At 50.7% G+C, this 22868-nt stretch carries 21 protein-coding genes, 1 pseudogene and 1 riboswitch; of the genes and pseudogenes, 12 read left to right on the forward strand and 10 right to left on the reverse strand.

Features of this window, described 5'->3' with window-relative positions; genetic code table 11:
* Positions 1 to 19 precede the first annotated feature (19 nt).
* Both Psfp_RS06835 and Psfp_RS06840 read left to right on the forward strand, forming a co-directional pair.
* A complete protein-coding gene (locus tag Psfp_RS06835) occupies positions 20 to 649 on the forward strand; it encodes an energy-coupling factor ABC transporter permease (RefSeq protein WP_134217802.1) in 630 nt (209 codons plus the stop codon).
* Between the two features lie 15 nt (positions 650 to 664).
* Positions 665 to 988, forward strand: a complete 324-nt coding sequence (locus Psfp_RS06840; protein ID WP_134217803.1) for a PDGLE domain-containing protein — start codon at positions 665 to 667, stop codon at positions 986 to 988.
* A gap of 101 nt (positions 989 to 1089) precedes the next feature.
* On the opposite strand, the gene Psfp_RS06845 is transcribed toward Psfp_RS06840, so the two are convergent.
* Positions 1090 to 2289, reverse strand: coding sequence for a cyclopropane-fatty-acyl-phospholipid synthase family protein (locus Psfp_RS06845; RefSeq protein WP_134217804.1), 1200 nt, complete (start codon positions 2287 to 2289; stop codon positions 1090 to 1092).
* Between the two features lie 189 nt (positions 2290 to 2478).
* Between Psfp_RS06845 and Psfp_RS06850 the strand changes: the two genes are divergently transcribed.
* Positions 2479 to 3072, forward strand: coding sequence for an FmdE family protein (locus Psfp_RS06850; protein ID WP_134217805.1), 594 nt, complete (start codon positions 2479 to 2481; stop codon positions 3070 to 3072).
* Here Psfp_RS06850 and Psfp_RS06855 read toward each other — a convergent pair.
* Positions 3069 to 3380, reverse strand: coding sequence for a DUF5668 domain-containing protein (locus Psfp_RS06855; RefSeq protein WP_134217806.1), 312 nt, complete (start codon positions 3378 to 3380; stop codon positions 3069 to 3071). The two genes, Psfp_RS06850 and Psfp_RS06855, sit on opposite strands and share 4 nt — an antisense overlap.
* Positions 3377 to 3826: a PspC domain-containing protein gene (locus Psfp_RS06860; protein WP_134217807.1), complete on the reverse strand. Its 450-nt coding sequence runs from the start codon at positions 3824 to 3826 to the stop codon at positions 3377 to 3379. Before Psfp_RS06860 ends, Psfp_RS06855 begins: the two co-directional genes overlap by 4 nt.
* 257 nt (positions 3827 to 4083) lie before the next feature.
* A riboswitch (TPP riboswitch) is annotated at positions 4084 to 4189 on the forward strand.
* Positions 4190 to 4253: 64 nt separating this feature from the next.
* On the opposite strand from Psfp_RS06860, the gene Psfp_RS06865 reads away from it, so the two are divergent.
* From Psfp_RS06865 to Psfp_RS06885, 5 genes are read left to right on the forward strand one after another with little or no spacing between them, the layout of a single operon-like run.
* Positions 4254 to 4544: a thiamine-binding protein gene (locus tag Psfp_RS06865; RefSeq protein WP_134217808.1), complete on the forward strand. Its 291-nt coding sequence runs from the start codon at positions 4254 to 4256 to the stop codon at positions 4542 to 4544.
* Positions 4516 to 5295 carry an ABC transporter permease gene (locus Psfp_RS06870; protein WP_134217809.1) on the forward strand — a complete coding sequence of 260 codons (780 nt, stop codon included), beginning with the start codon at positions 4516 to 4518 and terminating at the stop codon, positions 5293 to 5295. Before Psfp_RS06865 ends, Psfp_RS06870 begins: the two co-directional genes overlap by 29 nt.
* The gene (locus Psfp_RS06875; protein ID WP_134217810.1) at positions 5295 to 6281 is read left to right on the forward strand and encodes an ABC transporter substrate-binding protein; all 987 of its coding nucleotides are present in this window, start codon (positions 5295 to 5297) and stop codon (positions 6279 to 6281) included. Before Psfp_RS06870 ends, Psfp_RS06875 begins: the two co-directional genes overlap by 1 nt.
* A 4-nt stretch (positions 6282 to 6285) precedes the next feature.
* Positions 6286 to 7026 (forward strand): ABC transporter ATP-binding protein, encoded by a 741-nt coding sequence (locus tag Psfp_RS06880; protein ID WP_192895296.1) that lies wholly within the window; start codon positions 6286 to 6288, stop codon positions 7024 to 7026.
* Between the two features lie 46 nt (positions 7027 to 7072).
* Positions 7073 to 7714, forward strand: a complete 642-nt coding sequence (locus Psfp_RS06885) for a thiamine diphosphokinase (protein WP_243120513.1) — start codon at positions 7073 to 7075, stop codon at positions 7712 to 7714.
* Positions 7715 to 7737: 23 nt separating this feature from the next.
* On the opposite strand, the gene Psfp_RS06890 is transcribed toward Psfp_RS06885, so the two are convergent.
* Complete coding sequence (locus tag Psfp_RS06890) at positions 7738 to 8640, reverse strand: bile acid:sodium symporter (RefSeq protein WP_243120514.1); 903 nt, start codon at positions 8638 to 8640, stop codon at positions 7738 to 7740.
* Positions 8641 to 9162: 522 nt separating this feature from the next.
* On the opposite strand from Psfp_RS06890, the gene Psfp_RS06895 reads away from it, so the two are divergent.
* From Psfp_RS06895 to Psfp_RS06905, 3 genes are read left to right on the forward strand one after another with little or no spacing between them, the layout of a single operon-like run.
* Positions 9163 to 10302: an acyl-CoA dehydrogenase gene (locus tag Psfp_RS06895; protein ID WP_134217813.1), complete on the forward strand. Its 1140-nt coding sequence runs from the start codon at positions 9163 to 9165 to the stop codon at positions 10300 to 10302.
* A gap of 12 nt (positions 10303 to 10314) precedes the next feature.
* Positions 10315 to 11103 carry an electron transfer flavoprotein subunit beta/FixA family protein gene (locus tag Psfp_RS06900; RefSeq protein ID WP_134217814.1) on the forward strand — a complete coding sequence of 263 codons (789 nt, stop codon included), beginning with the start codon at positions 10315 to 10317 and terminating at the stop codon, positions 11101 to 11103.
* A gap of 12 nt (positions 11104 to 11115) precedes the next feature.
* Positions 11116 to 12345: an electron transfer flavoprotein subunit alpha/FixB family protein gene (locus Psfp_RS06905; protein WP_134217815.1), complete on the forward strand. Its 1230-nt coding sequence runs from the start codon at positions 11116 to 11118 to the stop codon at positions 12343 to 12345.
* Positions 12346 to 12419: 74 nt separating this feature from the next.
* On the opposite strand, the gene Psfp_RS21540 is transcribed toward Psfp_RS06905, so the two are convergent.
* A complete protein-coding gene (locus Psfp_RS21540; protein WP_192895297.1) occupies positions 12420 to 12557 on the reverse strand; it encodes a DVU_1557 family redox protein in 138 nt (45 codons plus the stop codon).
* 93 nt (positions 12558 to 12650) lie between these two features.
* Positions 12651 to 15071 (reverse strand): annotated as a pseudogene (locus Psfp_RS06910) (molybdopterin-dependent aldehyde oxidoreductase); the annotation flags it as partial.
* A gap of 14 nt (positions 15072 to 15085) precedes the next feature.
* Between Psfp_RS06910 and Psfp_RS06915 the strand changes: the two are divergent.
* Complete coding sequence (locus tag Psfp_RS06915) at positions 15086 to 16399, forward strand: sigma 54-interacting transcriptional regulator (RefSeq protein WP_348981113.1); 1314 nt, start codon at positions 15086 to 15088, stop codon at positions 16397 to 16399.
* A 165-nt stretch (positions 16400 to 16564) separates the two neighbouring features.
* Here the strand turns inward: Psfp_RS06915 and carB are convergent, their stop codons facing one another.
* From carB to Psfp_RS06935, 4 genes are read right to left on the reverse strand one after another with little or no spacing between them, the layout of a single operon-like run.
* Complete coding sequence (carB, locus tag Psfp_RS06920; protein WP_134217818.1) at positions 16565 to 19789, reverse strand: carbamoyl-phosphate synthase large subunit; 3225 nt, start codon at positions 19787 to 19789, stop codon at positions 16565 to 16567.
* Positions 19790 to 19835: 46 nt separating this feature from the next.
* A complete protein-coding gene (locus Psfp_RS06925) occupies positions 19836 to 21068 on the reverse strand; it encodes a CinA family nicotinamide mononucleotide deamidase-related protein (protein WP_134217819.1) in 1233 nt (410 codons plus the stop codon).
* A 35-nt stretch (positions 21069 to 21103) separates the two neighbouring features.
* Positions 21104 to 21703: a TetR/AcrR family transcriptional regulator gene (locus Psfp_RS06930; RefSeq protein ID WP_134217820.1), complete on the reverse strand. Its 600-nt coding sequence runs from the start codon at positions 21701 to 21703 to the stop codon at positions 21104 to 21106.
* 54 nt (positions 21704 to 21757) lie between these two features.
* Positions 21758 to 22867, reverse strand: a complete 1110-nt coding sequence (locus Psfp_RS06935; protein ID WP_134217821.1) for an ABC transporter permease — start codon at positions 22865 to 22867, stop codon at positions 21758 to 21760.
* Between the last annotated feature and the right edge of the window lies 1 nt (position 22868).

The following is a 22868-nucleotide window of genomic DNA, read 5'->3' on the forward strand; positions in this document are numbered from 1 at the left end:
CTTGTTGGGGAGTGATATTTTGCATATACCGGACGGTTTTCTTGACGCCAAGACCTGGGTTGCCACAACAGTGGTTGGCGCCGGGGCTCTCAGCTACAGTCTGAAAAAGGTGCGGGAGGAATTCAATGAGCGTCTGATCCCGGTGATGGGTGTGCTGGCGGCCTTCATCTTTGCCGCCCAAATGATCAATTTTCCCATAGCGGGCGGCACATCCGGCCACCTGCTGGGCGCAACCCTGGCTACAGTCCTGCTTGGTCCCTGGTGTTCCGGACTGATCATTTCAACTGTCCTGATTATCCAGTGCCTTTTCTTCAATGACGGTGGTTTGACCGCCCTGGGCGCCAACGTTCTAAATATGGCCTTTATCGGCAGCCTGGTCGCATATGGAGTATATAAACTTGTATCCGGCAAGAGTCGTTTTGAGCAAGCGGCTATTTTCCTGGCAGCCTGGTCCTCCGTGATCGCCGCCGCTCTGGCCGCCACAGTGGAACTGGCCTTATCCGGAACAGTCCCCTTTCATGTCGCCCTGGCGGCAATGCTCAGCTGGCATTTTTTAATCGGTATCGGCGAAGGGTTAATTACGGTAGTCGTAGTGTCTTACGTGCGGGGCGTCGGCTTGAAGCCAACCTGGCAGCAGAAAAAAGCATAGGTAAGGGGGTCAAGCATGAATACGAAAAAAACAGTACTAATCCTTTTATTGTCCGCCCTGGTCGTGGCCGCCCTACTTTCTCCCTTCGCCTCATCCAGTCCGGACGGGCTGGAAAGGGTTGCTGAAGACCAAGGCTTCCTCGACAAGGGCGAGGAACAGGTCTTGAGCTCGCCAATACCCGATTACCTTTTTCCGGGTATCCAGAATGAAAAGGCAGCGACATCAGCCGCAGGCGTCATCGGGACCATGCTGACCTTTGGGGCGGTGTATGTACTGGGCAGGATAGTTACCGTCCGCAAAGCTAAAGCAGAGACAAAATTGCAATCAACACCTAAGTGAATAAACAGTCAGGGATGATTGTATCGAGAATAGTAATGGGTGCGAATAAATCCGCACCCTCATCATTTTAGCACAAGACCCTTCTCAGGACGGATCGTCATTTAGCATTCTACCTGTCTGTATAAATGCTCACGGGTCAAGGCCAGGTTGTTGTTAAGCCCGCCTGAGAAAAGAATCTGGTGTACATTCAGTCCGCTCACCCGGAAACTGGCGGCGCAGGAATGAAGATACAGCCGCCACATCCGGACAAAGCGTTCACCGAACATCTCCCTCACCCTGTCCACATTATGTTCAAAGCCTTCAGCCCAGCGCTCCAGAGTCATGGCATAGTGGACCCGCAGGCTTTCAACATCAATGACATGAAAATCATAGTCCGCCAGTTGCCATATTGCCTCCCTCAGGGAAGGTATATAACCGCCACGAAAAATATATTTTTCGATCCAGGAGTTTACGGGACCCTCCTTGAGGTGGGAAATGGTATGCAGCAGTACCAGGCCGCCTTCCTTCAACAGTCTCCTCAAGGAGCTCATAAATTCCGGATAGTTGGCCCGGCCTACGTGTTCAAACATCCCCACACTGGCTATTTTATCAAAGACACGCCCGCCGGACGCCAGGACCCGGTAATCCATCAGCTCAACCTCCACCTGGCCGTCCAAACCCAGCTCCTTAATCCTGCGCCGGGTTTCCTCAAACTGCTCCTGACTCAGGGTAATCCCCATCGCTTTCACGCCGTATTCACGGGCGGCCCGGATGATCAGCCAGCCCCAGCCGCTGCCGATATCTAATAGAGTTTCGCCCGGCTTCAGCTCAAGTTTCTTTAAGACGTGGTCAATTTTCTGGTTTTGTGCTTTACTCAGGGAATCCGCAGGGCTTTGAAAATAGGCGCAGGAGTAGCTCATGGTCTCATCCAGCCACAATGAAAAAAAATCGTTCCCCAGATCGTAGTGCTGCTGAATGTCTTCCTGCTGTTTACGCAGGGAGTTTGGCCTCAGCCTGCGGGGGAAAGACCGGGCTAAAGCATGGCCTTTGAAACGGCCTTCAAAAATCTCTTTACCCTGCAGTACAGTCTTGGTAATTTCCTCCAGGTCTCCGAAGAAGTCAATCACCCCATCCATATAGGCTTCACCCAAGGTCAGCACCGGGTCCTGGACAAACTTCCTGCCCGGTAGTTTTTCGCGGAATAACAGCTTAAAGCAAGGAGCGCCGGCGCCATACCGCTCCGTTGTACCGTCCCAATAGGTTACTTCGAATGCCGGGGACTTAATCCCGCCCAACAAATTGTGTAGTAACTGCTTTTGCATTGCCCATCTCCTCCTGGTTGTTCCTGAGTAGTTGTCCATGCCGCCGGCGGCGCCGCGTATGATGAAAATGTATTTTCAGGGTAGGTTTTCCATTCTCTGACACGGTTATGTATCTTTACTATCTGACCGTGTTTGGCGTTATAATAGAGTGATGATCAAAATGCAAACTAGTAAAAGGAGGTAAATTTAATGTGTACAGAAAAAAGCGATTGGGATAAGGTTATTGAGTTCCACGGCCACAGCTGCCCGGGCATAGCTACAGGTTACCACGTAGCCAGAATTGCTTTACAAAAACTTCAGGCCATTCGAGCCGCCGACGAGGAGCTGATCGCTATTGTAGAAAATGACTCCTGCAGCGTGGACGCTATCCAGGTTTTGACCGGTTGCACCTTCGGCAAAGGAAACCTTGTCTTTAACGACTTGGGGAAGCAGGTCTATACTTTTGTTTGCCGCAACAGCGGACGTGCTGTACGGATTGCTGTCAAAGGTCCGGCAAGGCGAAAGGCCCCTTCGTTGAAAGAGCTAAGGGATAAAGTTTACGGCGGGACAGCCTCCGCTGAAGAACGTAAAGCTTTCCACGACCACCAGCAGGAACGCATCCGCTATATCCTGGATCTGCCCGACGATGAATTTTGTGAGATCCGGGACGTTGAAATTGAATTTCCCGATAAGGCCAAGATTTACGATTCTCACACCTGTGCCGTATGCGGGGAACAGGTTATGGAGCCGCGTGTCCGTGTTAAAGGCGGCAAGATTGTTTGCATACCCTGCTCAGAGCATTAGACAGAGACTGACCGAAATATTATTCCTTCAAAAATCTGCTTGATGCCGTTTCTGCCCGGGGAAAACCCCTCTCCAAGCAGAATGTATGCGACAATACCTGCCGCAAGAGCAAGAATCACTAGAACAGCAAACCAGCGGGGTATACGCCCTCTCCAAAAAAGGCTCAGCCCAACAACAATCAAGATTACAGGCCACAGCCCGGCCGACTGGGCTAACATCTCACGCGAGGCGTACCCCGTATTGATCAAGAGCATCGCTGTCCCAAACAGGATCAGCGCCATCCCGAGAATGAACGTCCCGACACTCACCGGTCTCTCTCCTTTCCCGAACCGTGGAGCAGAATATAAATCCCCAGGGCAATGATCAACAGCGGCCAAGAAAAACGCAAAAAATAGTGAGGGACTGTTTGTCCGACCAGAAAGATGATGCCCAGCCCGATCAACAGGAGACCGGCGTTGCGCCTTCGTTTTTCCGAATCTACACGCAAGCCTTTTTTTTCACCAGGCGACTGGTACCCGGCCGTTGGCTCTCCCTGCGCCTCCCGCGCTCCTTCAACAGGGATGTCCGGACGGTCGTTTTCAACAGGTATAACAACCGCTGCGATGATGTAAACAAGAATGCCGCTGCCGCCAAGCATTACCGACAGGACCCATAGCAGCCTTACAAGGGTTACATCGACCTCAAAATACTCGGCCATACCGGCAGCGACCCCTGCAATCATCTTGTTTTTACGGGATCGGTAGAGCCTGTTCATATGAATGCCCCCAAATAAAGTTGTTTTAACCACTACATTGAAAATACGGGTGCGAATTAGATTCGCAACAAGGTTTTTAAGGGAATGTTGTAGAAATTTATTAAGTCGCAGCTAATCTTGCTGGATTTCCACAACGGCTATTTCCTGCAAAAATATAAAAATTATTTGATTTTCATGAACATTATGGTTAAGATTAAAGTTAATGGATAATTATTCCCTGACAGTTTTTATCAGTATATTTAATTTCCCATACATTTGTATATTATGCGGGGAGCTGAAGCTATTCGGCTGAGAAAGAACTTGGTTCTGACCCACAGACCTGATCTGGGTAATGCCAGCGTAGGGACAAGCTAGATCGTGCTTTAAGTGAGCGCGTTCGGGCCTTTTGCCTGCAGGCAGAAGGCCTAATTTAATTTAAAGGAGGTTTTTGTCAGTGCTCTATAACGTCAGCCTGCAGGTCATCCCAATCGTACCCGAGGCGGAGGTTTACCCGGTGGTAGACAAGGTAATTGACCTGATCAGGGAGTCCGGCGTCAAATATGTTGTCGGCCCCATGGAGACAACGATGGAAGGAGAACTTGACCTGCTCCTGGGAATCGTAGCCAGGGCGCAAGAGATCTGCCTGCAAAATGGCGCCACACGGGTCCTGTCGGTGGTTAAAATAGACTGCAAGGCAGGTGGTGTCACGATTGAGGAGAAAATTAACAAGTATCGTTAACGGCGCATTCCCACTGGGATTTGTAGTCCTGCTGCTGGTTACATGGGAATACCTGGTGCGCTGGAAAGCCGTCCAGGAATGGATTCTGCCCGGTCCCGCCCTCATTGCGCGAACCCTGGCAGACAACCTGCCCTTAATCCTTAAACACGCGCAAACAACGCTGATGGAATGCCTGGCAGGTTTTACCCTGGCCATAATCTTATCCTTTGTTCTGGCTTTCGTCATGGACGAGGTCCTCCTTCTGAGGAGAGCTTTGTATCCCTTGCTTATCGCCTCCCAGACCGTCCCGATCATATCAGTGGCCCCGCTTTTCATAATCTGGTTCGGGTACGGCGTCATGCCCAAAATTATCGTAGTAATCCTGGTCTGCTTCTTTCCGATTGCTTTAAGCCTGCTGGGGGGGCTGGGGGCTGTTGACAGGGAGTACCTCGAGCTCTTCAGGTCGATGAAAGCCACCCGGCTGGATATAATCCGGATGGTCAAACTGCCTCTGGCGCTGCCATCCTTCTTCTCCGGGCTGAAGATAGCCGCGTCTTACAGCGTCATGGGAGCGGTCATCGGCGAGTGGCTGGGCGCCAAGGAGGGATTGGGCATGTACATGACCATTGCCCAGCGCTCGTTCCAGGTAGACCGCGTGTTCGCGGCCATCCTTACCATCACCGTTTTAAGCGCGGCCCTGTTTGCGCTGGTAGCCCTTATTGAAAGACTGGTCATTCCCTGGAACAGGTTAACAGAATGGAGGGATTTGTAATGAAAAAGATAGTTCTGGCAGTCGCTTTATTAACACTCCTGCTGGCTGCGGGCTGCGGCGGGAACAAGGCGCAGGAGGAAAAACCTCTCAAAAAGGTTTCGGTAATCCTGGACTGGACTCCAAACACCAACCATACCGGAGTCTACGTAGCTCAAAAACAAGGGTTTTATGAAGAAGAAGGACTGGACGTGGATATAGTGCAGCCCAGTGAAGGCGGAGCGGCCCAGTTGGTCGCGTCGGGGCAGGGCGATTTCGGCTTCAGCTACCAGGAAGAGGTAACCATAGCCAGGACCAGGGACATCCCCGTCAAGGCGCTGGCGGCTGTTATTCAGCACAACACCTCCGGCTTTGCATCGCCAGCGGGAAAAGGGATCAAGAGCCCCAAGGACTTTGAGGGCAAGAAGTATGGGGGCTGGGGTTCTCCAGCCGAGGAAGCCATGCTGAAGGCCCTCATGAACCAGGATCAAGCCGACTTTAATAAAGTTGAGATCATCAACATCGGCTCGGCGGACTTTCTCACCAGCGTCAGCAAAGATATTGATTTCGCCTGGATTTTCAAGGGTTGGGACGGCATTCAGTCAGAGCTCAAAGGCGTGCCCCTCAATTTCATATACTTGAGGGACTATAACGCCGCCCTCGACTTTTACACCCCGGTCTTGATTGCCAGCGAAGATACGGTCAAGAACAACCCGGAACTGGTGGCCGCTTTCATGAAAGCAACCGCGAGGGGCTATGACTACTGTATCAAGGACCCGGAAAAAGCCGGGCAGGTACTGCTTGACTGTGTACCCGAGTTAAACAGGGAGCTGGTCATGGCCAGCCAGCAGTACCTGTCCAAGGAGTACCGGGCAGACGCCCCCCGCTGGGGTGAGATGTCCGGTGAGCGCTGGAAAAAATACGCCGACTGGATGTATTCCCAGGCTCTGATTGAAAAGCCCCTCGACTATCAAGAAGCCTACACCAACCAATTCCTGCCCAAGGAGTAGCGCCTTGCCTAAAGTCGTTGCTGAAGGAATAAAAAAGACCCTGGGGGGCGTTTTAACCCTCCAGGAAATAAATATCGAAGTAGAGGACCACGCAATCGCCGGCGTACTGGGCCCGAGCGGCTGCGGCAAAAGCACACTTTTTAATATTATCGCGGGGCTGATGAGGCCCGACCGGGGGAATGTTTACATAGGAGGGGCGGCTGTTACGGGGAGCACCGGCCTGGCCAGCTACATGCGCCAGAAGGACCTCCTGCTCCCCAACCTTAACGTCCTGGACAACGTCAGCATACCCCTGGTCTTAAAGGGCATGCCCAAAAAAAAGGCCCGCCTGGAAGCTGAACAGCACCTCAGGACATTCGGGCTGCAGGGCTTTGAGCACTATTATCCAGGCCAGCTTTCCGGCGGTATGCGGCAACGGGCGGCGCTCTTACGGACCTACCTTTTTTCCAGCGGCATCTGGCTTCTGGACGAGCCGTTTGCATCGCTTGACGCCATCACCAAGAGGAAAATGCATACCTGGCTGATCCAGGTATTGGACCAATTTCAGCCAACAGTGCTGTTTATCACCCATGATGTGGACGAAGCTCTGTATCTCTGCGACAAAGTCTATGTGCTTTCGGAGCGCCCGACCGTGGTCAAGTTGGAAGTTGAGGTACCCTTTTCCAGACCGCACCACAGCCACACCATTGTTGACCCGTCCTACGGGCCGGTGCGTGACGCCATCATGGACGCCCTGTCCATCTAAACAGCGACAGTGGGACGGTTCTATCTTTTATTCCGGAGGTTCCCAGTTGAAATATCTGATCATGACCAATGGTGAATATGGGGTACCGGACTGGTACCGCAGGCAGTCCGGCAACTTTGACCGGATTATCTGTGTCGACGGCGCCGCCGGACCGGCCAGGGCTCTCGGCATTAAACCGGACTGGCTGGTCGGCGATATGGACTCCATTAAACCAGCGGACCGCACCTACATGGAACAGGCCGGTGTCCTGTTCAAGACCTTCCCCAGACATAAAGACTACACCGACACCCAGTTAGCCCTGACGCTGGCTGCTGAGGAAGGCGCCGGCAAGCTGGTGATCTGGGGCGGAACCGGCTCACGGCTGGACCATACGCTTTCCAATATCTGCAGCGCCTCTTCCTTTCTCAAGCAGAATATCGAAGTGGTATTTGACTCACCCGCAGTCACGATTTACTTGATCAACCACCGCCTGAGGCTGCCTGCCGCAGTGGGTGACACCGTGTCGCTGCTCGTACTGGGTGACAGGGCTACCGGGATAACACTGCAGGGATTCGAGTATCCCTTACAGGACACACTCCTGGAAGGCCGGTGGCAGTGGGCGGTTTCCAACGTGGTTACGGAACACAGCCCTGTTGTGGAAATTGATTCCGGTAATTTGGCGGTCTTTCACTACAAGGCGCAGGTATAAGCAGCCTCCCCTTCAGGCCTTTGTTAGTTACACTTACCTTGGGTTGACACGGGGTTCTCTTCCGGCAATATCTTATATTTCTCATTGATCCTGATGAACCAGGCGGCAGACTGGCCTTGAAACAAAAAAGCCAGCGAGACCATAAAGGCGGCAGTAACACCAAAAGCTGTGGCAGCCAGACCGATGGAAATCGCCAGGTTGCGCAATACGGTCCCAAAAACGAGCGTAAGCGCATCTTCTCTGCAGAAATACCAACGGCCTATTTTAACAGCCATGAGGTAATTCAAAAAATAAAAAACCATCCAAACTATGATTGCGATAAACAGCAAGCCGGGCTGGGAAACAATCATTTGGGCATTGGCGCTTATACCGGTAAACATCATGTAAACCATTCCCCAGGCAGTAGTAGCCGGAAGCAAGGGTTTAACAGATTTATTGAATTCTTCCCGGGTATATTTTTTTAACAGCAAGGAATATGTTGCGAAACCCATGACCAAAGGCAAGAATATGACCATGGCAACCGTTTTAAGTACGGCAAAAATATCAATGCAGATGTAGCTGCCGACCATTACCAGCAGGTACCACGGCACTGCGATTGAGCCCAGGACCAGGCTTATCACTGTAAGCTTAATAGCGGCGGGTATATTTCCCCGTGCAAAATGAGTAAATGCGATCGTCATGTTGGATGTCGGAAGTAACGAAGCAATTGCCAGTCCGGCAAAAAGCTGCGGGTCTTTCAACAAAAACACGATACCCAGAATGTAAGCAAGAACGGGTACCAGTACAAAATTTATAACCGACGCTGCAAGCAGCAATCTGGTATGGTTGAAATTTATAACTTCATTTACCTTGTACCCAATCATTGTTGGGTAAATCATGAGTATGGTTACCCATAACAAATAGTTTTTCAAAACACTTGTATCCATTAATAAGCCAGTGACAAATCCTACAGCCAGCACCAAAGGTATCGTAACGACAATGTTTCGTGAAGGCAAAAGAAAGAGGTCCATTATTTTTCTCACACCGTTAATTTGAATTTGAATTTAATAATAAGAATTCTTGTGGATTTATCTAATATCCTTCTTAAATTTAATAAATCATTCGTATTGTTTAGCAGGTAACAAAACTAACAAGGACCCGAACCATAATAAACGAATTACTAAACTATCTTACGAAAAATGTAAATAGTTCTGTTCGTATGCTCCAAACTATTCGGGCATATTTTGTTATCTTTATACAAAAATTTCTATGATCTGTATTTAGATAATCATTATCACCTAGTTTACAATTGCATTTCATGGTAAACTAAATTTTGTCGGAAATAGTACAAAAAAGCCAAACTGTATTGACTTCTGAGTTAGAGCATCAGCATGGAAACATTTGTTTGCAGTTGGGAACCAGGTTATATGCTAAGATATTAGGTAAAGGATAATTGGGAGGAAAATATCATGGACTTTGCTTTATCACCCAAGCATGAAATGATGAAGTCAATGTTCAGAGAATTTGCTGAAAAAGAAGTTGCGCCGCTAGCCGCTGAGTTGGATGAAAAGTCCGAATTTTCCTGGGATTTATTCAGAAAAATGGGGCAACTCGGGATGTTTGGCATACCCTATCCCCAGGAATACGGCGGAGCCGGAGCGGACTATCTCACCTTCGTATTGGCTTGCGAGGAAATTGGCCGCGCTTGCACTTCCTCGGCTATGCTTTTAAATGGTCAGAACTCCATAAATAGCGGACCAATTTATAGACACGGCACAGAAGAGCAAAAAAAGAAATACCTGGTCCCTGTTATTACCGGTAAAGCCCTGGGAGCCTTTTGCCTGACTGAAGCCGATGCGGGCACAGACGCGTCCAACCAGCAGACGACAGCTGTACTGGATGGCTCTGAATGGGTCATTGACGGGACCAAAATGTTCATAACCAATGCTGGTTTAGCGGATATATATATTATCATGGCCATGACCGATACCGGCAATGGCTCAAAAGGCATCAGCGCTTTTATTGTGGAAAAAGATACACCCGGACTTTCCTTCGGGAAAAAAGAAAACAAAATGGGTGTAAGGGCTTCCCATACTGCAGAAGTAATCCTGCAAGGCTGCCGGGTTCCCAGGGAAAACCTGCTCGGCAAAGAAGGAGAGGGCTTTAAGATTGCGATGCAAAACCTGGACAGCGGCAGGATAGGCGTAGGAGCGATATCTTTGGGTATCGCGCAGGCTGCTCTTGATGAGTCAACTAAATATGCCAAAGAGCGCCAGCAGTTCGGGCGACCTATTGGCGCAAATCAGGCTATCCAGTGGATGATTGCCGATATGGCAACCGAGCTTGAAGCCGCAAGATATCTTGTTTACAGGGCGGCATGGCTGAGAGATCAGAAAAAAGCCCACTCCAAAGAAGCTTCCATGGCCAAGCTTTTTGCTTCGGAATTGGCCATGCGGGCAAGCGTCAAAGCCGTACAGATCCATGGCGGTTATGGATATATGAAAGAATACAAAGTAGAGCGCCTGATGCGGGATGCCAAAGTTTGTGAAATCTTTGAAGGAACATCCGAGGTCCAGCGCATGGTTATCTCCCGCGCTGCCTTGACATAGGGAAGGGTGCACATGCAAATAATCGTTTGCCTAAAACAGGTGCCCAACACCAATGAAGTTAAATTTGATACCAAAACGGGAACTCTCGTCAGGGATGGAGTTGCCAGTATCATTAACCCCGACGACAAGAATGCCCTTGAGGAAGCAATAAGGCTCAAAGAGCTGAAAGGGGGAACCGTTACCGTCATCTCCATGGGACCGCCCCAGGCCGAATATGCTTTAAGAGAAGCACTGGCAATGGGAGCAGATGAGGCTATTCTATTATCTGACCGGGCTTTTGCCGGCGCAGATACCTGGGCCACATCCCTGACTTTGGCTCATGCTATCAAGAAGATTGGCCGCTACGATCTGATCTTTTGCGGCAGACAGGCTATCGACGGAGACACTGCTCAGGTAGGCCCGGAACTGGCTGAGCATTTGGACCTGCCTCAGGTTACTTATGTGAAGAACATAATTTATATAGATAACGATAAGGCTGTCGTAGAAAGAGCGCTGGAAGACGGCTACGAGGTTATCGAGGTAACCTTGCCTGCGGTTTTAACCGCTGTTAAGGAATTAAACATGCCACGTTATCCCACAACCTCAGGGATTATGGACGCTTTTAACGTCAAAAAAGTATCGGTCTGGGGAATAGCTCAGCTTGCATCTGCAGCCGGGCTTGTAGGCTTAAACGCTTCGCCGACGCAGGTTAAGAGGACCTTCAGTCCTGCGGTAAAAGGTAATGGGGAATTGTTAACAGGCAGCGTTAAAGAAACTGTGCAAACTCTGCTAAAAGAACTTCAGGAAAAACACGTGTTATAGAGAGGCAAAATTATGGCTGTAATAATAGAAATAACACAATGTACCGGCTGCGCCGCCTGTCAGGCCGGTTGCACCTTTGGAGCCATAGAAATAGACGGAGGAATTGCCGTAATTACGGATAAATGTATCTGTTGCGGCGCCTGCGTGGAAGAATGTCCGGTACAGGCTATTAGGCTGGAAAATGAAGATAATCTCATTACACCTGCTAAAGAAAAATCCCCCCTGGAAGCCTACCAGGGAGTCTGGGTGTTTGCCGAACTGCGTCATGGGGCAATAATGAATATTGCCCTTGAACTGTTAGGCGAAGGCAGAAAGCTGGCGGATACTCTTGGCGTGGAGTTAGGCGCTGTTTTAATCGGCGATAAAGTCGAACCGCTTGCCCAAGATCTGTTTGCTTATGGCGCTGACGTCGTTTACCTGGTTGAACATGCAGAACTTGAAAATTACAGGACGGAAAGTTACTGTGCCGCCATGGAAAAGTTGATCAAAACCTACAAACCGGAAATTCTCCTGATCGGGGCTACGAATATCGGCCGGGATTTAGGCCCTAGATTAGCCGGGAGAGTCCATACCGGACTTACCTCGGACTGCACCGTACTGGATATCGACACTGAAAAGCGGCTTTTAAACCAGACCCGGCCTGCCTTTGGCGGTAACATTATGGCAACCATCATTTGCCCCGACACCAGACCTCAGATGGCTACCGTCAGACCGGGCGTAATGAAAAAAGCTACTCCGGATTTTAACCGGACCGGGAAAATAGTAAAAGCCTTTTATCCGCCTGATGTTAAAGTCCGTACTATTGTCAGAAATATTGTAAAGGAAGCCAGAAAAATTGTGAACCTGGAAGAAGCTCAAATCATTATTTCCGGCGGACGTGGTGTTGGGGGACCTGAAGGCTTTAAGCTTTTGGAGCAAGTAGCTGACAGTATAGGCGCAACCGTAGGCGCCTCGCGCGGCGCCGTTGATTCCGGGTGGATTCCCTCCAATCATCAAGTAGGTCAGACAGGTAAAACAGTACATCCCAAGCTCTATATTGCTTGCGGAATCTCCGGAGCTATCCAGCATTTAGCCGGGATGCAGCACTCCTCTGTCATCGTGGCAATTAATAAAAATCCCAATGCCCCGATATTCAAAATTGCTGATTATGGTATTGTGGGTGACCTTTTCAAGGTCCTGCCTGCATTGCTGGATACGCTAAAAGAAATAAATAACGGCAGCGACCAGTGCAGCGCAATATAGACTATGAGTTTAATGCTGTATAGCCGGTTTGATAAACACCTGCCGGCAAAACACAGCGCCCTGATTGAACCTCTTTATTTATCTTCCAGAGTTTGTTCCAATTCCAGCATCTTACCACCGGCAAGCTCTTCGGGGACATAGATAAGTCCACAGCGGGGGCATCTTGGCAGGTCAGTTTTAAAGTTGTTGTCCAGGTAAGTAACTCCCGGCAAACGGTTGTTTTGTTCCGTCCGGGCAATTCCATATAATGAAGCTAAGGATGCGCCTGGCGAAAGGAAGACGCATCCTTAGCTTTTTGCAAACGACTACTTGTTGAGATCCTTCAATCCTTCCAAAACCTTCTCCGGGAGAGCAGGCAGTCTGGTGATCCGCACGCCGCAGGCGTCATATATAGCATTGATGATTGAAGCGTGCGGCGAGGTGAGCGGCAGTTCGCCGCAGCCGGCGGCGCCGTAGGCGCTGCAGGAACGCGGGGTTTCGGTATAGACCAGTTCCAGCGCATCCGGAACATCCTTGATGAAAGGTAAGCCGCAGGCTTTCATGGAAGTGTGCTTCTTGATATCTTCGAAATCCTCGCTGAGAGCCAGGCCGATTCCCTGCGCCAGGCCGCCGAGAAGCTGACCGTCCACTGCCAGCTTGTTGACGACCTTGCCTACGTCGGCGGCCATCGTCATTTTTAAAACTCTGGTCTTGCCCGTTTTGACATCCACTTCAACTTCAGAGAGGAAAGCCCCGTACATGTAGGTCGCAACCGGGTTGAACTGGCCGGTCTTGGGGTCGATGACGCTGCAAAGGTCACCGGTAGAGTATTTCCCCAAATACTTGGTGGGAATCTTCTCAGCCACCATCTCCGCGTAGGTGCGGAAGCTGCCGTCCGGCTTGCGCATCGCGTTTAGCAGCTGCTCACAGGCATTGTGAATGGCGTTGCCGGTCACAAGCTGGCTTCTGCTGGCAGCCGAAGGACCGCTGTTGGGACAGGTAGCGGTATCGTTCATGACCAGTTTGATCTGCTCAGGCTTGATCCCCAGCGGGCGCAGGGACTCATGGGCGCTGGCCAGTGTTCCGATGTCGCCGCCCTGGCCCTGGTCCTCCCAGGTGTTGAAGATCGAGACGGTCCCGTCGGCGTTGAGTTCGGCAGCCACTTCTGAGACATCGTTGGAGTCCCTGCCGGAGTTGTACGTTCCGATCGTAATACCCACGCCCCGCTTCTTATCCGCGGTTGACTCTTGTCTGGCCCTCTCCAGGGCAGCTTTATACTTGGGCCGAAGCAGGTCAAGGAGTCCCGGGAAGGGATGGCAGTCAAGCTCGTTGCCGCTGGGAGTGGTGGAGCCCGGCCGGTAAACATTCTTATAGCGGAACTCCAGCCGGTCCATTCCGATCTTTTCAGCCAGCTCGTCCATCAGCACCTCGCTGGCAAACTGGCTCTGGGGCGAGCCGTAGCCCCGGAAGGCTGAACCAAAGGCATGGTTGGTAAAGGTACAGCGACCAACCGCCCTGATGCTCGGAATATGATATCCTGCCGCAATATTACGGCATCCTTTAACGGTAAGCAAATCCCCGAACTCTGAGTAGGCGCCGTGATCGACTGTGAAGTCATGTTCCATTGCCAAAAGCTTACCTTCCTTATCGGCTGCAAGCTTGAGATTGATGAAGAAAGGAGAGCGTTTTCCGGTGTAAGTAATATGCTGGTAATAATTATATTTCATAAACGCCGGCCTGCCGGTGGCCATTGTTACCACTGCCAGAATGGCTTCCATGGTCGGACTCAACTTGCAGCCGAAGGTCCCGCCCATCGGATCCTGCACCATCCTGAGCTTGTCGGGCTCAATACCCAGACCTTCATACAGCATCCTGTGACAGCTGTAGAGACTGAGCGACTTGGAATAGACTGTAACCCTTCCCTCGTCGTCAATATTAGCGAAAGCCACATCGGGTTCAATGGTCAGGTGGGGCTGCCGCTGAATATAAAAACTGTCCTCCACCACATAGGGAGCGGAAGCCATAATAGGAGCAGTGTCCGGGCCTTTGATAACCGGCTGTTCGAAGAAAACATTCGGGGTTCCCGGGTGGATTTCTATAGCGTCATCGGCAGCAGCATCAAGAGCGTTCATGTAAGCAGGCAGTTCCTCAAGCTCGACCTTCACCCTGTCCGCGGCCGCCCGGGCGTGCGCCTCGGTATCGGCGCAGACAGCGGCAATGGCGTCACCGAACTGGAATATCTTCTCATCACAGAGGATCGGGCGGTCGTAACCGTCGTTTTTGCTCCAGGGATAAAGCACGTAACCGAAAATCCGGTTTTTGCCTTTGACGTCCTTGTGCGTCAGGACCTTGACCACACCGGGCATCTTCTCGGCTTCGGATGTGTCAATGGAGAGTATCCTGGCATGAGAAACCTTCGCCTGGGCCAGCGCCACATGCAGTGTGTCCGGCGGCAGCTTGAGTCCCAGGTCGTCGCCGTAATCGCAGTTGCCGGTAACCTTGTCGACTGCAGAGGGACGGGGATAATCAGTGCCGATTATTCTGCCGTCTTCCGGCATCTTAAATTTCAATTCGTCAATACTCATCTCGCCCCGCAGCACCTTGGCGGCAGCCATTACCGCATCCACCAGCGGTTTGTAGCCGGTGCAACGGCAGGCATTGCGGTGCTGCTGGAACCAATCCCGCACCTCTTCCCTGGTGGGGTTGGTATCGAGGAGTCCCTTGGCTGAAACAATGGAACCAGGGCTAAATAGTTGACACCATACATGAAGGTGTTATTGCAACCGATAATAACGGGATCATTCAAATATTTAATCATGCTTCATCAACCATCCTGGGGATACCCGTAGAAAAGGCTTTAAGAAAAAACATTCGCGAAGTATTTGATGCAAATTCTACAATAATGGGGAAAATAGATCATCATAAAGGAATTACAGATAAAAAGATGTCATTTTTCTACCAGAATAAGCGCAGGAATGTGAAAGGCAGCTCTTTCCCGCTAGAAGGCAAAGATAATACTAACGGGGGGGCTTTGACCGTTTTTCAGGAAGATGACATCTTTCAACCAAAGAGAAACGCAACCGGTTTTAATGCCCATTTTACCTTTGATGATATTAAAGGCAAAAGCAAGAAATTCCTGGCCACTATCCAGCTGGCTAAAAAGGCTGCAGTAATACCATCAAATATTTTGCTTTACGGAGAAAGCGGAACGGGCAAAGAGCTTTTCGCACAGGCTATTCATAACGCCAGCAACTTTAGCAAAGGTCCGTTTGTCGGCATCAATTGTTCTGCAATTCCCGAAGATTTAATTGAAAGCGAGCTCTTCGGGTATGAGGGCGGCGCTTTCACCGGTTCACGAAAGGAAGGACGAATAGGAAAATTTCAATGGGCGGACGGAGGTACTCTTTTCCTGGATGAGATTAACTCCATGCCATTATCAATGCAGCCCAAATTGCTGAGGGTTTTACAGAACCTAAGCTTTACCAGAATTGGCGGCAACACTGAAATACCGTTTAACGCAAGAATAATCGCAGCTTCTAATACCGAACTCTGGAATGAAGTCAAGGAGAAAAGATTCCGCGAAGACCTTTTTTATCGTTTGGATGTTGTTTCTATAGAGATCCCTCCTTTAAGGGAACTTGATGATATTGACGAACTAATTTCCTATTATTGCATAAAAACCACCAATCGTCTGAATTTCAACTTTAAGGTTTCTGACAAGGCTAAAGAAATTTTACTCCAATACTCTTGGCCGGGAAACACCCGTGAACTAAAGAACGTAATAGAACGCTGTGCGGTAATTGCCTTCAGCCGGAACAGCGACTGCATTGATGAAGAAGATTTACTCAGTTACAGGGGGATCCGTAATTTCCTTGAAGGGCAAAACACGACCAGTAAAATTGATGAAAGCTTTGAACCCTCCAAGCTGGATTCCCTGGAGAAAAAACATATTCAACAAACGCTGTCGCAGATGAAGGGCAACATTACAAAAACAGCAGAACGCCTGGGTATAACCCGAAAGACATTATATTACAAAATTAAGAAATACAATTTAAATCCTAAATCCGGGAACTGATTGCATCAGTACTTGACGGTATGCAAGGGCCTATAAACCTTTACTTCTTTTATAGGACCACGAGGCACAGCGTCAAAACGTGTAAAATTAAAACTGCAAATGTAAGGAGCACGTTGATTGTCACCTCAACGTGCTCCTTTGGATCATACCCGGCATGGATAATTTTTATAGGGTTATATCCGCATGATATTCCTGCAATGATTTTGCATTGGCTTTCTGAAGAGTATTTTCTTTATATGCCGCGATCCCTTTGGCGCTGGCTAAGGCTGCCGCCAGGGTGGTGATATACGGAACGTTATATTTTATCGCTGTCTTGCGGATATATGAGTCATCATGCTGGCTGCGTTTTCCGGAAGGGGTGTTGATCACCAGGTGAATTTCATTATTGGTAATACCATCGACGATATTGGGTCGCCCTTCAAATATTTTTTTAATTTCTTCGGATACAATCCCATTTTCCTTCAGGAAATGGTGGGTACCTTGTGTCGCTTTAATATGAAAGCCCAGCTTGATAAATTCCCTGGCTGTTTCCAGTACTGCCGGTTTATCCGGATCGGGAACGCTGATCAGAACGGTCCCGGATACGGGAAGGGGCGTTTTGGTGGCTTCTTGAGCTTTATAATAGGCCAGACCAAATGAGTCGGCAATTCCCAATACTTCACCGGTGGAACGCATTTCCGGTCCCAGCACCGGGTCGACTTCCTGGAACATATTAAACGGAAAGACCGCTTCTTTTACCCCAAAATGCGGGATTTTTCTTGAAACCAGTCTGCTGACAGCGGTCTGCTTACCGGTTTCTGCCGCCAATATGATTTCTGTGGCAATGCGGGCCATCGAGACATTACAGACTTTTGACACCAGGGGCACGGTCCGTGAAGCTCTCGGATTGGCTTCCAGGACATATACCTTGTCGCCGGCGATGGCGTACTGCATATTCATCAGACCGACCACGTTCAGTTCTCCGGCAATCTTCTTGGTATACTGCACAATGGTTTCAATATGCCTGCCTTCTATACGAATCGGCGGAATCACACAGGCTGAGTCTCCGGAGTGTATGCCTGCCAATTCAATGTGCTCCATTACCGCCGGCACGAAAGCGTCGGCGCCGTCTGCAATGGCGTCCGCTTCCGCTTCAATGGCGTTCTTCAGGAATCTATCGATCAGGATCGGTCTTTCCGGAGTGACCCCGACTGCAGCGGCCAGGTACTGACGGAGCATTTCCTCATCGTAAACAACTTCCATCCCGCGTCCGCCCAAAACATAGGAAGGCCGTACCATCAGAGGATAACCAATCCGGTTGGCGATTGCCAGAGCTTCCTCGATATTTACCGCCATGCCTGATTCCGGCATGGGGATATCAAGTTTCTCCATAATCTGGCGGAACCGGTCGCGGTCTTCGGCCAGGTCGATCGTCTCAGGCGTTGTGCCGAGGATCTTCACTCCGGCTTTAGCCAGTTCTCCAGCTATATTTAAGGGAGTCTGTCCTCCGAACTGAACGATTACCCCCAGCGGCTCTTCCTTTTCATATATGCTTAAGACGTCTTCCACGGTCAGTGGTTCAAAGTACAGCTTATCCGAAGTGTCATAGTCGGTGGATACTGTTTCCGGGTTGCAGTTGACAATGACTGTCTCATAGCCCAAATCGCGCAGGGCAAAGGCTGTATGCACACAGCAATAGTCAAACTCAATTCCCTGACCGATCCGGTTCGGACCTCCGCCCAGGATCATCACTTTCCGCCGGTCGCTCGATGTAGTCTGATCCGGGGCGTTGTAAGTGGAGAAATAGTAGGCTGCGTTTTCAACACCGCTTACCGGGACAGCCTCCCATCCTTCAACTATCCCCAGAGCAGTCCTGCGCCGGCGAATTTCTGTCTCCGGAAGATTTAACAGCATCGATAAATAACGGTCGGCAAAGCCGTCCTTTTTGGCCTGGACCAGCAGTTCGTCCGGTAAATGCCCCTGCCTGTATTGCAGGATTTCTTCTTCCAGCATAACAAGCTCTTTCATTTGCTGGATAAACCATGGCTTGATGTGGGTCAGCCGGAAAAGCTGTTCGATACCGGCGCCTTTGCGCAGCGCCTCATACATGATAAACTGGCGTTCACTGGACGGCTCCGCCAGAAGGGACAGCAATTCTTCCAGGGAACGGCGGTTATAATCCCTGGCGAAACCCAGCCCGTAACGATTGGTTTCCAGTGACCTGATCGCTTTTTGAAAGGCTTCTTTATAGTTTTTGCCGATGCTCATAACTTCGCCGACTGCCCGCATCTGTGTTCCCAGCCTGTCTATGGAACCGGGAAACTTTTCAAAGGCCCAGCGGGCAAACTTGATCACCACATAATCACCCGAAGGCGTGTATTTATCCAGGGTGCCATCCCGCCAGTAGGGAATTTCGTCAAGAGTCAAACCGGCTGCCAGCATGGCCGAGATCAAAGCGATAGGAAAGCCGGTGGCCTTGGATGCTAAAGCGGAGGAACGGGAAGTACGGGGATTTATTTCAATAATGACCACCCGGCCGGTCTTGGGGTCGTGGGCGAACTGAATATTGGTGCCGCCAACTACTTCTATGGCTTCCACAACGTCATAGGAGTATTTTTGCAGCCTTTGCTGCAGTTCGGGACTGATCGTCAGCATCGGGGCCGCGCAAAAGGAATCACCGGTATGTACACCCATGGCATCAATGTTTTCAATAAAACAAACTGTAATCATCTGGTTTTTGGCGTCCCGGACGACTTCCAGCTCCAATTCTTCCCAACCCAATACCGATTCTTCGACCAGGATTTGTCCCACCAGACTGGCGGCAATGCCGCGAGTAGCGACAGTCCTTAACTCTTCAACATTATAAACCAGGCCGCCGCCGGTGCCCCCCATGGTGTAGGCGGGGCGGATAACCACCGGATAGCCAAGCTCAGCCGCGATTTTTTCCGCTTCCTCAACACTATAGGCCGGTTTGCTGCGGGGCATCTCAATACCCAGCCGGTTCATCGTTTCTTTAAAGGCGATACGGTCTTCACCACGTTCAATAGCGTCAACCTGCACACCGATTACTTTGACTCCGTACTTTTCTAAAACACCTTTTTTATATAGTTCCGAACACAAATTTAAACCTGACTGCCCGCCTAAGTTGGGCAAGAGGGCATCCGGCCGTTCTTTGGCTATAATGTCAGTCAGGCTGTTTACATTGAGAGGTTCTATGTAGGTTACATCCGCGATGCCCGGGTCCGTCATAATTGTGGCCGGATTGGAATTGACCAGGACAATCCGGTAACCCAGTTTTCGCAGTGCTTTGCAGGCCTGGGTCCCGGAGTAGTCAAATTCACAAGCTTGTCCAATTACAATCGGGCCAGAACCAATAATGAGGATTTTGTTAATGTCACTCCGTTGTGGCATGTGTTACCTCCTGTTGATAATTATGGGATTCTTCTGATGCGCTAAATTAACCGATCTCCTGCAAAACCTGCCACAGCCTTACCAAAGCTGTTTCAGCCCCGCGGCGGGCAACCTCGCTCTTGTTATCCCAGAGCAGGCTTTCCTTCACAAGGATTTCATGACCCAGATCAATGCCTACTGTCATCATGTTTTTGTTGTTTACCAGGGCTTCCTGCTGGCTTGGTCCCAGAACGGCAATACCGATGCCGCTGCCGGTCAGGCGGCGTATGGCCCGGGCAAGCTGTTCCGCAGCTTTTGCTTCTGTAGTCCCCTGGGGACGGGACAATCCTTCCGACAAGCCCTTTAGACCCGGCGTCTTACTGAGGACCACGCCACCGGCAAATACCCGGGCTGACAATGGGTCGACCGATAACATGTGTGTCAGCAGGCCTCCGCTGCACTCCTCCTCCACCACCGCCACACTCTTGCCCCTGCGGGCGAGTTCCCGGCCGATCACACCGGGCAGGGTATCCCTGTCCGCGCCGAAAATATACTGGCCGATACGCTGCCGCAGGATGTTTTCCATGGCGGCAATATCCCGCCGGGCTCTCAGCTCATCCTCAGCTTTGGCGGTGATACTAAGATCAATATAACTTCCTTTCACACAGGTGAATACGGTCGGATATGAGCTTTTAAACAAGTCTCCCAGGGATTGGGCCAGAAACGATTCGCCGATGCCGCATAGTTTCAGCACACGGGAGTAGATAATGCCCATTTCCTCAGGGAAGCGAGACTTCAAGTACGGGACCACCTGCTCGTCAAGCATACAGTTGAATTCGAACGGCGGTCCCGGCAGCAGAAAGAAGACCTTGCCCTGATGTTCCAGGACTATTCCCGGGGCGACACCGACACGGTTATCCAGGGCTTTACCACCCACGGGTATGAGCGCCTGTTTCATGTTAACCTCCGGCATGGTGATACCGCGCGCCAGGTAAATCCGCCGCACTATGTTCAGGGCGGTTTCATCCTGGACAAGCGGTATTTGCAGGGCTTCACTCAAGGCCTCGCGGCTTACGTCATCCTCTGTCGGCCCCAACCCGCCCCCTACAAAAATCAGGTCGGCCCTGGCGGCAGCCTGGCGTATGGCCTGCGCGCAACGATCCCGGTTATCCCCCACAGTTAACTGGTGGTATGAATCAATTCCCATGGAAGCAAGGGTTTGCTGGATATACTGGCCGTTGATATTTAAGATCTGCCCCAGCAGCAGCTCTGTCCCGCTAAATATGACTTCGGCAATCATCTGTCTGTCACTCCCTCCTGCGTCCGGCCCGCTCCCTATAAGCTGCGGCCGGTTATCTGTTTTGGTTTTTGTTCTTCTGTTATAATCCCGTTCATAAAAATATCAAACAGAGACCGGATGGTTTCTTCCGGGGAAAGGTTGTTTTCCATAATGAAGTTGGGGTTTACCACGGCCCGGATGCAAGCCAGGAGAGCGGCGGTAAAGATTTTGGGGTTTACCTTGCGAAAACAGTCCTGCCCGTCACCCGCCAAAAGCTCTTCGAAGATCTGCTGGATTTTTTCCGCCCTGAACTGTTCAACCCTTTCCCAAAGCTGAGGAAAATGTTTTTGCACATCGTGCAGCACCAGCGGCTGAATCTGCCTGATATTCCGAAGGACCACCCCGATTGCCCCGGTGATTTTGTCAACGGGATGTCCTGATGCTTCCACAGCCATCCTGGTATCTTTCTCGATACCGTGCATTAAATCCTCCATTACGGCAACGATTATTTCTTCTTTGCTCCTGAAATAACGGTAAATGGTCCTCTTGCTGATACCGGTGCGGGTCGCCAGGTCATCCACCGTAACTCTGGAAAAACCCTGTACCGAAGCCAGTTCTCTTAAGGCAGCCGTTATCCTTTGACGATAGTCTATCAGCTACACCCCCTATTGGTCTGGGGAAACAGTCCCCTTGTCATTTCCATTGTCATTTTACGCTACCTTCTTCTTGAACTTGAGGATGGCCAGGGTCATCATGATTATTGAAAAAACGAGCAGCGCGGCTACCTGGGATACCAAATAGGAAAAACCGATGCCCTTCAGGACGATGCCCCTGATGATCGTCAGGTAATAGGTCAGCGGGATCAGGTTGCCTATATATTGAATAATCTTCGGCATGGCTTCCCTTGGGAACATGAAGCCTGACAGCATGATGCTGGGCAACAGGACCATGAAAGACATCTGAGTGGCCTGCATCTGGGTTTTGGCTATATTGGAGATATAAATACCCATCCCCAGGGAGGCGGTGATAAAGAAGAGGGTTAAAAGATACAGCTGCAGCAGGCTGCCCCGGATGGGGACCTGGAACAACAGTACTCCCACCAACAGAGCCACGGTGATTTGCACATAGCCCAGCGCGATGTAGGGGACGACCTTGCCCAGCATCAGCTCATAAGAACGCATGGGCGTGACCATCAACTGCTCCAGGGTGCCACGCTCACGCTCCCGGACGATCCCCATCGAGGTCAGCATCACCATGGTCATGGTTACGATAATTCCCAGTATGGCGGGGACCATGTAATAGGCCGTTACGCCGTCCGGATTGTACCAGGGACGCACCCTGATATCGTACGGCAGGCTTTGGATATGCGCCTTTTGCACCAGGATGTTTTGCGACTTCAAAAGGCCGATGGAGTTGGCTATGGACAGGGCGGAATTAGCCACCATATTGTCCGAGGCGTCAACGATGACCTGCACCTGGGCGGACTCGCCGCTCCTTAAGTTCTGCGCAAAATCGGCCGGAAAGATAATACCGGCTTTGGCGGCGCCGCTGTCAATCAATTTGGTTAAGTCACTGTAGCCCGTGGCGGCGTAATTGATGTCGAAATACCCGGAGGCGCTGAAGGAGTCCAGCAGGTCCCGGCTTTCCGCCGATAGGGACTGGTCAAAAACAGCTGTTGGTATATGCTTGACGTCGGTCTGGATCGCGTAGCCAAAAAGGATTAATTGGAACAGGGGCAGCATAAACGTGATACCCAGGGTCAACCGGTCCCGCATCAGCTGCAGAAACTCTTTTTTGATGACAGCCAGGATTCTGCCCACC

The sequence above is a fragment of the Pelotomaculum sp. FP genome, assembly GCF_004369245.1.
Lineage (GTDB): Bacteria > Bacillota > Desulfotomaculia > Desulfotomaculales > Pelotomaculaceae > Pelotomaculum_C > Pelotomaculum_C schinkii.

Bases quoted from the DNA above. Each gene is read 5' to 3' on its own strand.
- Psfp_RS06845 (WP_134217804.1), bottom strand. From the start codon at position 2,289: ATGCAAAAGCAGTTACTACACAATTTGTTGGGCGGGATTAAGTCCCCG.
- Psfp_RS06895 (WP_134217813.1), top strand. From the start codon at position 9,163: ATGGACTTTGCTTTATCACCCAAGCATGAAATGATGAAGTCAATGTTC.
- Psfp_RS06925 (WP_134217819.1), bottom strand. From the start codon at position 21,068: ATGATTGCCGAAGTCATATTTAGCGGGACAGAGCTGCTGCTGGGGCAG.
- Psfp_RS06905 (WP_134217815.1), top strand. From the start codon at position 11,116: ATGGCTGTAATAATAGAAATAACACAATGTACCGGCTGCGCCGCCTGT.
- Psfp_RS06850 (WP_134217805.1), top strand. From the start codon at position 2,479: ATGTGTACAGAAAAAAGCGATTGGGATAAGGTTATTGAGTTCCACGGC.
- Psfp_RS06860 (WP_134217807.1), bottom strand. From the start codon at position 3,826: ATGAACAGGCTCTACCGATCCCGTAAAAACAAGATGATTGCAGGGGTC.
- Psfp_RS06875 (WP_134217810.1), top strand. From the start codon at position 5,295: ATGAAAAAGATAGTTCTGGCAGTCGCTTTATTAACACTCCTGCTGGCT.
- carB (WP_134217818.1), bottom strand. From the start codon at position 19,789: ATGCCACAACGGAGTGACATTAACAAAATCCTCATTATTGGTTCTGGC.
- Psfp_RS06840 (WP_134217803.1), top strand. From the start codon at position 665: ATGAATACGAAAAAAACAGTACTAATCCTTTTATTGTCCGCCCTGGTC.
- Psfp_RS06890 (WP_243120514.1), bottom strand. From the start codon at position 8,640: ATGGATACAAGTGTTTTGAAAAACTATTTGTTATGGGTAACCATACTC.
- Psfp_RS06900 (WP_134217814.1), top strand. From the start codon at position 10,315: ATGCAAATAATCGTTTGCCTAAAACAGGTGCCCAACACCAATGAAGTT.